The organism is Blautia sp. TM10-2, assembly GCF_003480845.1.
GTDB lineage: Bacteria > Bacillota > Clostridia > Lachnospirales > Lachnospiraceae > Fusicatenibacter > Fusicatenibacter saccharivorans.
In genome coordinates this window covers 16262-29837 of the sequence record NZ_QUJZ01000013.1, presented here as the reverse complement: position 1 = coordinate 29837, position 13576 = coordinate 16262, and the positions used below count along the sequence as shown (strand labels likewise).

Below are 13576 nucleotides of genomic sequence, written 5' to 3'. Positions count from 1 at the left end.
GGTATGTATTATGAATATAGGATTTTGGTCGTGTATAATTTTGGTAATACCATTTCTGATTATAGGTGTGTTATTTGCGATTTTTAAGGAAAAAGCAGCAAAATTTGTTTCAGGATTTAATTCATTTTCTAAAGAAGAACAGGCATTGTATGATAAAGCTCATATCTCTCGTGATATAAGAAATCAGTGCTTTATGTGGGCTATTATAATGTTGGCAGGAGCATTATTATCCTGCTTTTTAACCCCATATATAGCTATACCAACCTATATTATTTGGTTAGTTCTGTTTTTTAGAGAAGTCCACTTTGATAATCATAAAGCGTTTGAAAAATATTTATTAAAGTAAATTCCAGTTTTATAAGTTAGCTTATATGTTCCAAACAATTAAACCAACATTTAAGGAGATGGGAAAATGAATTTTACCGATGAAAAAGATTACATCATGCGAATGATAAAAGAAATGGTAAGAGTATTATTTTCATTAGCCTTTGGGAAAAAGTATGTTTCTGTTGAACTTGAAAAAGAAAACAAGTATGAAGTATCGGGAAAAAATTTGAAAATTTTTCTTAATATGATTGATTTAGGACAGATTAACGAAGCAGAGAACATACTTTTAGATAGCATTGACTATACAAACAAAAACGAAGTAATGGCGGTGGCTCTTTTTTATCAGTACCTTAGTGAAAAAGATAATCAGTTTTTGGAAAACAACAATTATACAAAAGAAGAAGTGCTTTCTGGTTTCAAACAATTACTTATGAAATCGGGATATAGCGATTTGCTTTATTTGCTCAAATATGATGAGTAATACAGAATTAAAAAATCAGCCTTTATAATTTTATATTTATATTCACAAAGCAGTTAGTCTACATGATTAACTGCTTTTCTTACGTCCAAAGAAAGGAGTTTATATGAAAGTATGGAAAAACTCTAAAGGTAACAGGATTCGTGCCAGTGACAAATCACTGGTCTATCATTTCTGTATCGGCTGGTTGTTGCTCCTGTTCGTTGCGGTATTCCTGCTACTGAACCTGCGACAGCTCCTTGTTACCGACTGGAAAGATTTTAACCTGCTCCATGCCGGAATCACATGGACTGCCTACAATTCCATTACGGTTCTGATAGCGACTGGTGTTTGTGCATTGGTCGTTTTTCTCTACTACCGTTACGGATATGACCGTATCAAGCGGTTGTTACACCGACAAAAACTGGCTCGTATGGTGCTGGAAAATAAATGGTATGAAGCGGAAAACACCAAAGACAGCGGTTTTTTCACTGACCTGCAAAGCAGATCAAGAGAAAAAATCGTGTGGTTTCCGAAAATCTATTATCAGATGGACAATGGATTGTTGCATATTTTGTGTGAAATCACAATGGGAAAATATCAAGAACAGCTCCTGTCCTTAGAGGATAAGCTGGAATCGGGGCTGTACTGTGAACTTACTGACAAAACACTGCATGACGGATACATCGAATACACCCTGCTCTATGATATGATAGCGAACCGTATTTCGATTGATGAAGTGATTGCCGAAAATGGTGGTCTGCGGTTAATGAAAAATTTGGTGTGGGAATACGATTCGCTTCCCCATGCCCTTATCTGCGGTGGTACAGGTGGTGGAAAGACATATTTTCTATTGACCATCATTGAAGCCCTGCTTAGAACCAATGCGGATTTATACATTCTTGACCCGAAGAACGCTGACCTTGCAGACTTGGGAACGGTCATGGGAAATGTCTACCACACGAAAGACGATATGATTGATTGCGTCAATGCCTTTTATGAGGGCATGGTACGGCGAAGTGAGGAAATGAAACTGCACCCGAACTACCGTACAGGAGAAAACTACGCCTATCTGGGGCTTGCTCCACAATTCCTTATCTTTGATGAATATGTGGCGTTTTTGGAAATGCTGACGACAAAGGAAAGCACTGCTCTGTTAAGCCAGCTAAAGAAAATTGTTATGCTCGGCAGACAGGCTGGATACTTTCTGATTGTAGCTTGCCAGCGTCCAGACGCAAAATATTTCGGAGATGGTATCAGAGATAATTTCAACTTCCGTGTGGGACTTGGTCGCATGAGTGAACTCGGTTACGGTATGCTCTTTGGAAGTGATGTAAAAAAACAGTTTTTCCAGAAGCGAATCAAAGGGCGTGGATACTGTGATGTGGGAACAAGTGTCATATCGGAATTTTATACTCCCCTTGTACCCAAAAGCTATGATTTCTTGGGTACGATTGGGGAACTTGTAGAAAGGAGAACAGAAAAAAAGGCTTTGGAACAATCCGAAGCCTTACTTTAATTTCAAGATGTCATTAGGTGTGCAGTCCAGATATTCGCATAACTTTGCTAAGATGGAGAAGTCGATTCTGGTTACTTTATTTTTGCAGTAGTTGTTGAGCTGTGTCCTCTGTAAATTACAGGCTTCACAGACTTTGTTTTTACTGACATTCTTTTCTTTGAGAAGATTTTCTAAATCCATGTATACTGTCATTTTTGTTTACCTCGTCTTTTAATCAAATTATAAATATAGCTGTATTGAAAAATAAGCTGTTTTGCTCTACACTTGTACTGTAATACAGGTGTATGGAGGAAATTAAAATGATAAGAAAACGGACAATAATTATAGCAATCACTATACTTCTGCTCTTGGCAGGAAGCCTGTCTTACTTGCAATGGGGTCGGCAGATGGACGTATCTTCTTCGTCCGGCTCTGGCTCGGATAACCATTATGAGCTACGGGTGTCAGTCATACTCAACACTCTGATTGTGACCGATCAACAGAAATGTGCGGAACAAATATTTGAAAAATGCAGGGACAATTCTTTTCACAGTGTCCGTTTCAGTTATGATATTCAGATTCCCCACGCACTTTCTGTTACGGTCTACAAGAACCAGAAAGACGCTGAATCCGGCAACTCGGCATTTAGCTTTTCCTATCAGCAGGAGAACCAGATAGACGGTTCATACAATATTGTGGACAATCCAGAAAAATTTACTCTGGAAATGGAATGATTGCACACATAAGGCAGGACGGACAGGTGGCGTGCGGAGCGAAAGCCACAGGTACGGACTAGCCTTGCTGGTGTGGCGGTAGCCACGCCAGCAATATCAAGCCCCTCGGTATCTAACAGAGGGGCACAAATCACAAGGAAACATACACAAAAGTTACCGATTCTTGGCTGAAATCAAGCGTTTGGTAGCTTTTTTTACTGCTGTGACATCGGATAAAAAATGTCACAGTTTTTTCGTAAAGGGGGTATCGCACTGAATGATACAGAGTGGATACAGGATTTTGCAGACAAACGTTTGCAGTACGGTGTATCCCAGACGAAACTTGCGGTCATGGCTGGAATCAGCCGTGAACATTTAAGCCGTATCGAATCCAGCAAGGTGGCGGTCACAGAAGAAATGAAAGTGAAACTTTTGGAAGCTCTGGAAAAATTCAATCCAGAAGCACCTCTTACCATGCTGTTTGATTATGTGAGGATACGGTTTCCGACACTGGATATTGGACACATCATTAAGGACATCTTACAGCTCAATATCCAGTACATGATACATGAGGACTTCGGGCATTACAGCTACACGGAACACTACTACATTGGAGATATTTTCGTATATACTTCCCCCGATGAAGAAAAAGGTGTCCTGCTGGAACTGAAAGGAAAAGGCTGTCGCCAGTTTGAAAGTTATCTGCTGGCACAGGAACGGAGCTGGTATGACTTCCTTATGGACGCTCTGGTGGACGGCGGTGTGATGAAACGTCTTGACCTTGCCATCAATGACCATACGGGAATGTTAGATATTCCAGAACTGACCGAAAAATGCCGGAATGAGGAATGTGTATCGGTGTTCCGTTCCTTTAAGTCCTATGCTTCCGGCGAACTGGTCAAGCATGAGGAACAGGACAAGGCTGGTATGGGGTATACGCTTTATATCGGCTCATTGAAAAGTGAGGTGTACTTCTGTGTTTATGAAAAAAGCTATGAGCAGTACATCAAACTTGGGATTCCCATTGAGGAAGCACCGATAAAAAACAGATTTGAAATACGGTTAAAAAATGAACGTGCTTATTATGCTGTCCGTGACCTGCTGACTTACTATGACGCTGAACGGACGGCATTTTCTATTATCAACCGTTATGTACGCTTTGTGGATAAGGAAGCAGACAAGAAACGGAGCGACTGGAAATTATCTGTCCGCTGGGCGTGGTTCATCGGGGAAAACAGAGAGCCGTTAAAGCTCACGACCAAACCCGAACCTTACACACTGGACAGAACCCTACGCTGGATTCAACGGCAGGTTGACCCGACACTCAAAATGCTGGAAACAATCACAGCGAAAACAGGGATTGATTATCTGAAAGAAATCCGTAAATCCACGAAACTGACGGAAAAGCACTACAAGATAATCGAACAACAGACCACATCAACCGAAGATGTAATTTTAGAAAAGGAGAATTGAAAAATGCAACGATTATTATTTGACTTCCTGTTCTTCTCTTTAGGTGGAACAGTTGGCGTGATTGCCATGTGTATTTTACAGGCTGGCAGACAGTCTGACCGAAAAATGATGGAACTGAAAGGAGAAAAGAAAGCATGAATTTTGGACAGAACCTTTATAACTGGTTTTTAAGCAACGCACAGAGCCTTGTGCTGATGGCGATTGTTGTTATCGGAATCTACTTGGGATTCAAGCGTGAGTTTTCCAAACTTATCGGATTCTTGGTAGTTGCCTTAGTAGCCGTTGGTCTTGTATTCAATGCGTCCGGCGTAAAAGACGTATTGTTACAGTTATTTAATAAGATTATTGGAGCGTAAAATTAAGAATCCCACATTTTGAACACAAACTTGTGGTAATATACTAATATCATTAAAATGTTTAAAGGAGATTCTTATTATGGTTAGATACAGTATTGAAATCGGACAGCAAGAACAAGATATTTTAAAAGAAATCGTTTTAGCCAGTGATAAAAATGTAAAGAAACGTAAATTTGCAACAGGGTTATCGTCTGTGATGGCTGTCATAATGTTAATATATACGATTCTTTGTTTTATGAATAGTCGTATTGGATATGGTATTATTGGATTATTATTTTCAGTTTTCTTTATCTGGATTATCATAAACGGAGCTAACACATTTCAGAAAAAAGTAATAAATATTGTTCATTCAAAGATGGATAATAAATTGACTTCGGGAAAACGTGAATATTGTTTTGATACCGATGGTATTACAGTTAGTTCTGATATCGGTAACGGGACTAATCATTGGAACGCCTTTAAATGTTGGGGGATTTTCAGAAATTACATATATATCAGAACAATAAAAAATGAAATGGTTCTTGTTAATCAAAATGATTTGTCTGAAAATGATGTAAAAGAGTTAAAATCCCTTTTGAGTCAGAATTTAAAAGAAGAAACGCTTTAATATTGTTTTAGAGTTAAGCAGTCTTTCAGTTATGATCGACTGCTTTTTTCATACTCAAAATTAGAAGAAAGGACTGAATTACGATGGAAGAATGTAGCGTATTGATTGAAACGACCAAATCAGCAGAGGATAAAACCTCTCGCTGGTTTGATTTACCCATTGATTATGAGCTGTTCCGTGACCTGCTCGGTGTGGAAGCTGACAGCAAAGATTATCAAATCACAGATATGAAACTTCCTTTTGCTGGCGACATTGTAAGGACAACTTCTGTCAGACGCTTAAATAAGCTGTACTTTGCTTACACGGATTTATCGCCAGAGGTTCAGCAGGCTTATAAAGAGTTGATTCCGTATTGTGGCGGTGTTGAGGATTTATTGCAGAAGTCGGAAGAATTTCTGTTTTATCCAGAATGCCACAACATCATGGACGTTGCCCGTTACCGCTTGGAGCATAACATTGAATTTTCTGCACTATCCGAAAAGGGAAAGAAATATTTTAATCTGGAAGCCTACGCCCATGAGTTGGAAGAAAAAGGACGTTATGCTCTCTGCAACAATGGTATGTTCAAGCTCTGATAGACACCGAAAGGAAGTGACCGCTTATGATTGATGATATGCAAGTCTATATAGCCAATCTTGGCAAGTACAATGAGGGAGAACTGGTCGGGGACTGGTTCTCTTTTCCGTTGGACGAAGAAGTGATTGCAGAACGTATCGGCTTAAATGCAGAGTACGAAGAATACGCAATCCACGATACGGACAACTTCCCGATGGAGATTAGCGAATATACTTCCATCGAAGAACTGAACCGTATTTATGAGCAGTTGGAAGAATTACCAGATTACCTGCTGGACGACTTGGACAGTTTCGTATCCTATTATGGAAGTCTGGAAGAACTGGTGGAGCATAAGGACGACATCATTCTGTATTCCGGCTGTGAAACGATGACCGATTTAGCCTACTATCTGATTGATGAAGAACAGGTACTCGGAGAAATCCCGTCCTCTTTACAGAATTATATTGACTACGAAGCCTACGGGCGTGACCTCGATATAGAGGGGACATTTATTGCAACAAACGCTGGTATCTGTGAGGTACTGCGTTAAGGGCTGGCAGATCAGCACCGCCACTGGTGCTACTGTCAGCTTTTCTCTTGGGGGCAGTCTGGAAAATCCGGCTGTCCCTGTTGTTAGGAAAATGAAGAAAGGAGCATTTACAAGTGAAGAAAATCCGAAGTTATACAAGTATCTGGAACGTGGAAAAGGTTCTGTATGCCATCAATGATGTCAACCTGCCATTCCCTGTGACCTTTACCCAGATTACATGGTTTGTGCTGACGGAATTTATCATTATTTTGTTTGCAGATGTACCGCCACTTTCCATGATTGAGGGTGCGTTTTTGAAATATTTCGGGATTCCCGTTGCCCTTACATGGTTTATGTCACAGAAAACCTTTGACGGGAAAAAGCCATACAGTTACATCAAGACGATGGTACTGTATGCTCTGCGTCCCAAAGTGACTTATGCCGGAAAAGCCGTGAACCTGCATAAGCAGAAATTTGAGGAAACTATCACGGCAGTAAGGAGTGTGACCTATGTTCCCGATTAAATATATCGACAATAACCTTGTCTGGAATAAGGACAATGAGGTGTTCGCCTACTATGAGCTGATACCGTACAATTATTCATTCTTATCCCCAGAACAGAAATACCTTGTGCATGACAGCTTCCGTCAGCTTATCGCACAGTCCCGTGAGGGAAAGATTCATGCGTTGCAGATTGCAACTGAAAGTTCAATCCGAAGCATACAGGAACAGTCAAAGAAGCTGGTCACTGGAAAGCTCCGTGAGGTAGCAATCCAAAAGATAGACGACCAGACCGAAGCCCTTGTATCCATGATAGGCGACAATCAAGTAGATTACCGTTTCTTTCTGGGATTCAAGCTCATGGTCACAGAGGACGAAGTCAATCTGAAGAACATCAAAAAATCGGTATTTCTGACATTCCGTGAGTTTTTGAATGAGGTAAGGCATACGCTGATGAACGACTTTGTTTCTATGAGCAATGATGAAATCAACCGTTATGTGAAGATGGAAAAACTGCTGGAAAACAAAATCTCCCGTAGGTTCAAAATCCGCCGACTGGAAGCCAAAGACTTTGCGTATCTGATGGAACACCTCTACGGCAGGGACGGGATAGCCTATGAAGATTATGAGTATCCTCTTCCAAAAAGAAAATTAAAAAGAGAAACACTGATTAAGTATTATGACCTTATCCGTCCTACCCGTTGCGTGGTGGAAGAAAGCCAGCGATATTTGCGTCTGGAACATGAGGACAGTGAAAGCTATGTGTCCTACTTTACGGTCAATGCCATTGTCGGAGAACTGGACTTCCCATCATCGGAAATCTTTTATTTCCAGCAACAGCAGTTCACATTCCCTGTGGATACGTCCATGAATGTTGAGATTGTCGGAAATAAGAAAGCCTTAACCACTGTCCGTAATAAGAAAAAGGAATTAAAGGACTTGGACAATCACGCCTATCAAGCCGGAAATGAAACAAGTTCAAATGTGGTGGAAGCCTTAGACAGTGTCGATGAACTGGAAACAGATTTAGACCAGAGCAAGGAAAGTATGTACAAGTTAAGTTACGTCATACGGGTATCTGCACCCGATCTTGACGAACTGAAACGCCGTTGTGATGAAGTCAAGGACTTTTACGATGATTTGAATGTGAAGCTGGTTCGCCCTGCCGGAGATATGATGGGACTGCATGGAGAGTTTCTTCCAGCCAGCAAACGTTATATCAATGATTATATCCAGTATGTGAAATCCGACTTTTTAGCCGGACTTGGTTTCGGTGCTACCCAGATGTTGGGCGAAAATACAGGAATCTATATCGGATATTCCGTGGATACAGGAAGAAATGTCTACCTGCAACCGTCCCTTGCCAGTCAAGGGGTAAAAGGTACGGTCACAAATGCGTTGGCTTCTGCTTTTGTCGGTTCGCTTGGTGGTGGAAAATCATTCTGTAATAACCTGCTGGTGTATTATTCCGTCCTGTTCGGTGGACAGGCAGTTATCCTAGACCCGAAAAGTGAGCGTGGGAACTGGAAAGAAACACTGCCGGAGATTGCAGAGGAAATCAACATTGTAAACATTACCAGTGATTCCAGCAATCAAGGGCTGTTAGACCCGTATGTGATTATGAAAGATGTCAAGGACGCTGAAAGTCTTGCCATTGATATTCTGACGTTCCTTACAGGTATCAGCAGTCGTGATGGCGAAAAGTTTCCTGTCCTTAGAAAAGCTGTCCGCACGGTATCCCAGAATCAGAACCACGGGCTGTTGCAGGTCATTGAGGAACTACGGAAAGAGGATACCGCCGTATCCCGTAACATTGCAGACCATATCGAAAGTTTTACTGACTATGATTTTGCACAGCTTTTGTTCTCGGACGGTTCGGTGGAAAATGCAATCAGTCTGGATAACCAGCTCAACATCATACAGGTTGCAGATTTGGTTCTGCCGGATAAGGATACCACCTTTGAGGAATACACGACCATTGAGCTGTTGTCGGTATCCATTTTAATTGTTATCAGTACCTTTGCCCTTGACTTTATTCACAGTGACCGAAGTATTTTTAAAATTGTAGACTTGGACGAAGCATGGGCGTTCTTAAATGTGGCACAAGGAGAAACACTCTCAAATAAGCTGGTGCGTGCTGGTAGAGCCATGAACGCCGGAGTCTATTTCGTGACACAATCCTCTGGGGACGTATCGAAAGAAAGTCTGAAAAATAACATCGGCTTAAAGTTTGCGTTCCGCTCCACAGATACCAATGAAATCAAACAGACCTTAGAGTTTTTCGGACTGGACAGTGAGGACGAAAACAACCAGAAACGGTTGAGGGATTTGGAGAACGGACAATGCTTAATGCAGGATTTATACGGACGTGTCGGCGTGGTACAGATACACCCTGTCTTTGTAGAACTGCTCCATGCCTTTGACACCAGACCGCCGATAAAAAGTGAGGTGGATTTGGAATGATGAAATCTATCACAAGAGAAAAGGTATTCCATGTACTGAAACTGGTTCTGCTTGCCGTGACCGTCACGCTGGTACTGTTGTCCCTGCTTGGGACGGTAGCTCATGCGTCTGGACTGGTCGATGATACGGTCAATGCAGACAACCTGTATTCAAAGTATCCGCTTTCCAATTATCAGCTTGATTTCTATGTGGACAATAGCTGGTCTTGGCTTCCGTGGAACTGGCTTGACGGCATTGGAAAATCGGTGCAGTACGGGCTTTACTGTATCACAAATTTTGTCTGGACAATCAGCCTGTATCTTAGCAATGCCACTGGATATGTGGTGCAACAGGCGTATAAGCTGGACTTTATCAATGACATGGCAGACAGTATCGGAAAAAGTATCCAGACACTTGCCGGAGTGACCGAACATGGATTTTCCAGCAGTGGATTCTATGTGGGATTCCTGCTCATTATCATTCTGATTGTAGGTGTTTACACCGCCTATACAGGGCTTCTCAAACGGGAAACAAGCAAAGCACTTCACGCTGTTATCAACTTTGTGGTGGTGTTCATCGTTTCGGCTTCCTTTATTGCTTATGCTCCTAACTATATCCAGAAAATCAATGATTTCAGTTCGGACATCAGCACCGCTTCTCTGGACTTGGGGACAAAAATCATGCTCCCCGATTCAGAAAGCAAAGGCAAGGACAGCGTAGACCTTATCCGTGACAGCCTGTTTGCGATACAGGTAGAAAAACCGTGGCTGTTGTTGCAGTTCGGGAACAGCGATACCGAAGAAATCGGGGCTGACCGTGTGGAAGCTCTGGTATCAGCCAGCCCGTCCGATGAAGATGGAGAAACAAGAGAAAATGTTGTGAAAACAGAGATTGAGGATAACGACAATGACAACCTTACCATTCCACAGGTCGTCAACCGTCTTGGCATGGTGTTCTTCCTGCTCATTTTCAATCTTGGTATCACAATTTTTATCTTCCTGCTTACCGGCATGATGTTATTTTCCCAGATACTATTTATCATATATGCCATGTTTTTGCCTGTCAGTTTTTTACTTTCCATGATACCGACCTATGAGAACATGGCGAAACAGGCAGTTGTCCGTGTATTCAACGCCATTATGACAAGAGCTGGAATCACGCTGATTGTGACTGTGGCATTTTCGATTTCCAGTATGTTCTACAACATTTCCACAGACTATCCGTTCTTTATGGTGGCGTTTTTGCAGATAATCTGTTTTGCCGGAATTTACATGAAGCTTGGAGAACTAATGAGTATGTTCAGCCTAAATGCCAATGACAGCCAGCAGATAGGTCGCCGGATTTTCCGTAGACCGATGGTGTTCATGCGACACAGGGCAAGACGTATGGAACACCGAATTGCAAGGGCTGTTGGTGCTGGAAGTGTTGCAGGTACGGTGGCAGGTGCAAGTATTGCCAGAGCCGGAAAGCCAGCAACGAACCAACCGTCAAAGAAACGGGAAAATACCTCTGCCAGCATGGGAAGCCGTGTCGGTTCTGCGGTAGGTGCTGTGATGGATACAAAAAATAAAGTCCGTGACGGTGCTTCTTCTCTAAAAGAAAATGTAAAAGACTTGCCGACACAGGCTGGTTATGCTGTTCACTCTGCGAAACAGAAAGCAAAGGATAATGTATCAGACTTTAAGCGTGGCGTTGTGGAAGAACGGGAAAACCGACAGGAACAGCGTACACAGAAACGTAACCTGCACAGGGAAAATATCTCACAGAAAAAGCAGGAATTACAGAAAGCACAGGAAGCAAGGCAGACAGTTCATGCGAATGGATCAGCGACAGCCAGAGCTACCAGAAGCCATGAACGCCCTGTTGCAACACCTGTTCCAAAACCTGCACAGACCGATACGGTAACGAAGCCGGATATGAAATGTCCTGCTACTTCTCCTGCGATAAAAAATGCAGAAGTCAAGATTGGAAAAGAAACTGTCCGAACCAATATCAGACAGGAACAGCAGGTTAAATCTGTTTCCAGAACGAATCAGCCAAACGTAGCGGAATCCATCAGTAATCATAAGAAATCTACGGTACAGAAAACACAGGTCAATGGGAAATCTGCCCGTAAAACTGTTACGAAACATTCAGAGAAAGGACGGAAGAAATGAGATTAAAACGTATCCTTATCATAGGTACGATATTTCCTGTCCTTTTCTCCATCGTTCTCTTTTTCGGGATATTGATTTCCGGCGAAGATGACGACAGTTCCAACAGCTATTCGCCTGTCTATTCTGGAATGAACCTGTCAGCCGATGTCCTCAAACATCAGCCGATGGTAGAAAAATACGCCAGAGAAAACGGTATCTCGGAGTATGTGAACGTCCTGCTTGCCATCATACAGGTGGAAAGTGGCGGTACGGCTACCGATGTCATGCAGTCCAGCGAAAGTCTGGGACTACCGCCAAACTCACTAAGTACAGAAGAATCCATTAAGCAGGGGTGTAAATATTTTGCGTCCCTGCTTTCTTCCTGTAAAGCAAAAGGCATGAATGACATTAACGTGGTCATTCAGTCTTATAACTATGGTGGTGGCTATGCAGACTATGTGGCGAAGAACGGGAAAAAGCACAGCTTCAATCTTGCAGAGAATTTCGCAAAGAATAAATCCGGCGGTACAAAAGTGACCTATACGAACCCGATAGCGGTTAGTAAAAATGGTGGCTGGCGTTATAACTACGGAAATATGTTTTATGTGGAGCTGGTCAACCAATATCTGAACATAAAACAGTTCAGTAATGAAACGGTACAGGCGGTTATGAATGAAGCATTGAAATATCAAGGCTGGAAGTATGTCTACGGTGGCAGTAACCCGAACACCTCTTTTGACTGTTCTGGTCTTACCCAGTGGTGCTACGGAAAAGCCGGAATCAGTCTGCCACGAACCGCACAGGCACAGTATGACGCAATCCAGCATATCCCATTGTCACAGGCACAGGCTGGCGATTTGGTCTTTTTCCATTCCACTTATAATACCAGCGACTATGTAACCCATGTAGGAATCTATGTAGGGAACAATCAGATGTATCATGCCGGAAATCCAATCGGCTATACCGATTTGACCTCTGCCTACTGGCAACAGCACATCATTTGTGCCGGAAGAATCAAACAATAGAAAGGACTTGAAATATGTTTAAGAAGAAAGAAAAAACAGAGAAAGCACCTAAGAATAAGAAAGTGCGTACCATGAAAGTCGGGACACATAAGAAATCTGTCCTGCTGTTGTGGGTGGTGCTTTTAGCAAGCACCAGCTTTGGTGTGTATAAGAACTTTACCGTCATTGACACCCACACGGTACATGAAAAAGAAATCATTCAGCTAAGATTGAACGATACCAACGGTATTGAAAATTTCGTCAAGAACTTTGCGAAAGCCTACTACTCATGGGATACCAGCAAGGAAGCCATTGAAGCAAGAACAACGGAAATCAGTAAATACCTTACCAAAGAATTACAGGACTTGAACGCTGATACCATCAGAACAGACATACCAACCAGTGTTACGGTTACAAATGTGCTGGTCTGGAATGTAGAACAGTCTGGAACGGACGATTTTACCGTTGCCTACGAAGTAGATCAGCAGGTAAAAGAGGGAGAACAGACACAGGCAGTCACAGAAAACTACACCGTGACCGTTCATGTGGATAAGGACGGTGCAATGGTCATTACCCAGAATCCTACCCTTGCTCCGGCAGTGCAGAAATCAAAGTATGAACCAAAAGCAAAGGAAGCCGATGTCAGTGTCAGCTCCGATACAGTCAAGGACGCTACCGCTTTCTTAGAAACATTCTTTAAGCTCTATCCGACAGCTACGAAAAAGGAACTTGCCTATTATGTCAAAGACGGAGTGCTTGCTCCTGTATCCGGCGACTATGTATTTTCGGAACTGGTAAACCCTGTCTTTACCAAAGATGGCAATAACCTCAAGGTCAGCGTGTCCGTAAAGTATCTGGATAACAAGTCGAAAATGACGCAAATTTCACAGTATGACCTTGTGCTTCATAAGGACGATAACTGGAAGATTGTAGAATAAGTTTGTAAAAAATGCTAAAAGAATATCATGGTAAATAATTT

The 13576-nt window shown here is 42.1% G+C and carries 16 protein-coding genes; 15 read left to right on the top strand and 1 reads right to left on the bottom strand.

Features of this window, described 5'->3' with window-relative positions; all coding sequences use genetic code 11:
* Window positions 1–10: 10 nt before the first annotated feature.
* The 3 genes from DXD92_RS13690 (at window position 11) to DXD92_RS13680 (ending at window position 2303) form a co-directional block, all read left to right on the top strand.
* Window positions 11–346, top strand: a complete 336-nt coding sequence (locus tag DXD92_RS13690; protein ID WP_021982867.1) for a DUF3784 domain-containing protein — start codon at window positions 11–13, stop codon at window positions 344–346.
* 66 nt (window positions 347–412) lie between these two features.
* Window positions 413–808: a DUF6483 family protein gene (locus DXD92_RS18765; protein WP_008704173.1), complete on the top strand. Its 396-nt coding sequence runs from the start codon at window positions 413–415 to the stop codon at window positions 806–808.
* Window positions 809–911: 103 nt separating this feature from the next.
* Window positions 912–2303 (top strand): FtsK/SpoIIIE domain-containing protein, encoded by a 1392-nt coding sequence (locus DXD92_RS13680; RefSeq protein ID WP_118640747.1) that lies wholly within the window; start codon window positions 912–914, stop codon window positions 2301–2303.
* Here DXD92_RS13680 and DXD92_RS13675 read toward each other — a convergent pair.
* Window positions 2295–2495 (bottom strand): helix-turn-helix domain-containing protein, encoded by a 201-nt coding sequence (locus tag DXD92_RS13675; protein WP_117613155.1) that lies wholly within the window; start codon window positions 2493–2495, stop codon window positions 2295–2297. The two genes, DXD92_RS13680 and DXD92_RS13675, sit on opposite strands and share 9 nt — an antisense overlap.
* Window positions 2496–2602: 107 nt before the next feature.
* On the opposite strand from DXD92_RS13675, the gene DXD92_RS13670 reads away from it, so the two are divergent.
* The 12 genes from DXD92_RS13670 to DXD92_RS13610 all read left to right on the top strand — a co-directional run bounded on the left by DXD92_RS13670 (window position 2603) and on the right by DXD92_RS13610 (window position 13535).
* On the top strand, window positions 2603–3016 hold the full coding sequence (locus DXD92_RS13670; RefSeq protein ID WP_118640745.1) for a hypothetical protein: 414 nt from the start codon (window positions 2603–2605) through the stop codon (window positions 3014–3016).
* Window positions 3017–3235: 219 nt separating this feature from the next.
* Entirely contained in the window at window positions 3236–4468 is a 1233-nt protein-coding gene (gene mobT, locus DXD92_RS13665; protein WP_117980761.1) for a MobT family relaxase, read from the top strand.
* A 3-nt stretch (window positions 4469–4471) separates the two neighbouring features.
* Window positions 4472–4606, top strand: a complete 135-nt coding sequence (locus tag DXD92_RS13660; RefSeq protein ID WP_005611092.1) for a DUF3789 domain-containing protein — start codon at window positions 4472–4474, stop codon at window positions 4604–4606.
* Window positions 4603–4824, top strand: a complete 222-nt coding sequence (locus tag DXD92_RS13655; RefSeq protein WP_004844214.1) for a hypothetical protein — start codon at window positions 4603–4605, stop codon at window positions 4822–4824. The genes DXD92_RS13660 and DXD92_RS13655 overlap by 4 nt, the downstream gene beginning before the upstream one ends.
* 79 nt (window positions 4825–4903) lie before the next feature.
* Entirely contained in the window at window positions 4904–5431 is a 528-nt protein-coding gene (locus DXD92_RS13650; protein WP_005334889.1) for a YcxB family protein, read from the top strand.
* Window positions 5432–5514: 83 nt separating this feature from the next.
* Window positions 5515–6006, top strand: a complete 492-nt coding sequence (locus tag DXD92_RS13645) for an antirestriction protein ArdA (RefSeq protein ID WP_055200583.1) — start codon at window positions 5515–5517, stop codon at window positions 6004–6006.
* Between the two features lie 26 nt (window positions 6007–6032).
* Window positions 6033–6536, top strand: coding sequence for an antirestriction protein ArdA (locus DXD92_RS13640; RefSeq protein WP_055158607.1), 504 nt, complete (start codon window positions 6033–6035; stop codon window positions 6534–6536).
* A 113-nt stretch (window positions 6537–6649) separates the two neighbouring features.
* Window positions 6650–7039 carry a conjugal transfer protein gene (locus DXD92_RS13630; RefSeq protein ID WP_005611098.1) on the top strand — a complete coding sequence of 130 codons (390 nt, stop codon included), beginning with the start codon at window positions 6650–6652 and terminating at the stop codon, window positions 7037–7039.
* Window positions 7026–9479, top strand: coding sequence for an ATP-binding protein (locus DXD92_RS13625; RefSeq protein WP_118640743.1), 2454 nt, complete (start codon window positions 7026–7028; stop codon window positions 9477–9479). The genes DXD92_RS13630 and DXD92_RS13625 overlap by 14 nt, the downstream gene beginning before the upstream one ends.
* A complete protein-coding gene (locus tag DXD92_RS13620) occupies window positions 9476–11614 on the top strand; it encodes a CD3337/EF1877 family mobilome membrane protein (protein ID WP_118640741.1) in 2139 nt (712 codons plus the stop codon). The genes DXD92_RS13625 and DXD92_RS13620 overlap by 4 nt, the downstream gene beginning before the upstream one ends.
* Window positions 11611–12618, top strand: coding sequence for a bifunctional lytic transglycosylase/C40 family peptidase (locus DXD92_RS13615; RefSeq protein ID WP_118640739.1), 1008 nt, complete (start codon window positions 11611–11613; stop codon window positions 12616–12618). Before DXD92_RS13620 ends, DXD92_RS13615 begins: the two co-directional genes overlap by 4 nt.
* Window positions 12619–12632: 14 nt before the next feature.
* The gene (locus tag DXD92_RS13610) at window positions 12633–13535 is read left to right on the top strand and encodes a conjugal transfer protein (protein WP_118640737.1); all 903 of its coding nucleotides are present in this window, start codon (window positions 12633–12635) and stop codon (window positions 13533–13535) included.
* Window positions 13536–13576 lie beyond the last annotated feature (41 nt).

Coding starts and splice junctions, on each gene's coding strand:
- DXD92_RS13640 (WP_055158607.1), top strand. CDS start 6,033: ATGATTGATGATATGCAAGTCTATATAGCCAATCTTGGCAAGTACAAT.
- DXD92_RS13615 (WP_118640739.1), top strand. CDS start 11,611: ATGAGATTAAAACGTATCCTTATCATAGGTACGATATTTCCTGTCCTT.
- DXD92_RS13690 (WP_021982867.1), top strand. CDS start 11: ATGAATATAGGATTTTGGTCGTGTATAATTTTGGTAATACCATTTCTG.
- mobT (WP_117980761.1), top strand. CDS start 3,236: ATGTCACAGTTTTTTCGTAAAGGGGGTATCGCACTGAATGATACAGAG.
- DXD92_RS13655 (WP_004844214.1), top strand. CDS start 4,603: ATGAATTTTGGACAGAACCTTTATAACTGGTTTTTAAGCAACGCACAG.
- DXD92_RS13675 (WP_117613155.1), bottom strand. CDS start 2,495: ATGACAGTATACATGGATTTAGAAAATCTTCTCAAAGAAAAGAATGTC.
- DXD92_RS13680 (WP_118640747.1), top strand. CDS start 912: ATGAAAGTATGGAAAAACTCTAAAGGTAACAGGATTCGTGCCAGTGAC.
- DXD92_RS13625 (WP_118640743.1), top strand. CDS start 7,026: ATGTTCCCGATTAAATATATCGACAATAACCTTGTCTGGAATAAGGAC.
- DXD92_RS18765 (WP_008704173.1), top strand. CDS start 413: ATGAATTTTACCGATGAAAAAGATTACATCATGCGAATGATAAAAGAA.
- DXD92_RS13670 (WP_118640745.1), top strand. CDS start 2,603: ATGATAAGAAAACGGACAATAATTATAGCAATCACTATACTTCTGCTC.
- DXD92_RS13620 (WP_118640741.1), top strand. CDS start 9,476: ATGATGAAATCTATCACAAGAGAAAAGGTATTCCATGTACTGAAACTG.
- DXD92_RS13660 (WP_005611092.1), top strand. CDS start 4,472: ATGCAACGATTATTATTTGACTTCCTGTTCTTCTCTTTAGGTGGAACA.
- DXD92_RS13650 (WP_005334889.1), top strand. CDS start 4,904: ATGGTTAGATACAGTATTGAAATCGGACAGCAAGAACAAGATATTTTA.
- DXD92_RS13610 (WP_118640737.1), top strand. CDS start 12,633: ATGTTTAAGAAGAAAGAAAAAACAGAGAAAGCACCTAAGAATAAGAAA.
- DXD92_RS13645 (WP_055200583.1), top strand. CDS start 5,515: ATGGAAGAATGTAGCGTATTGATTGAAACGACCAAATCAGCAGAGGAT.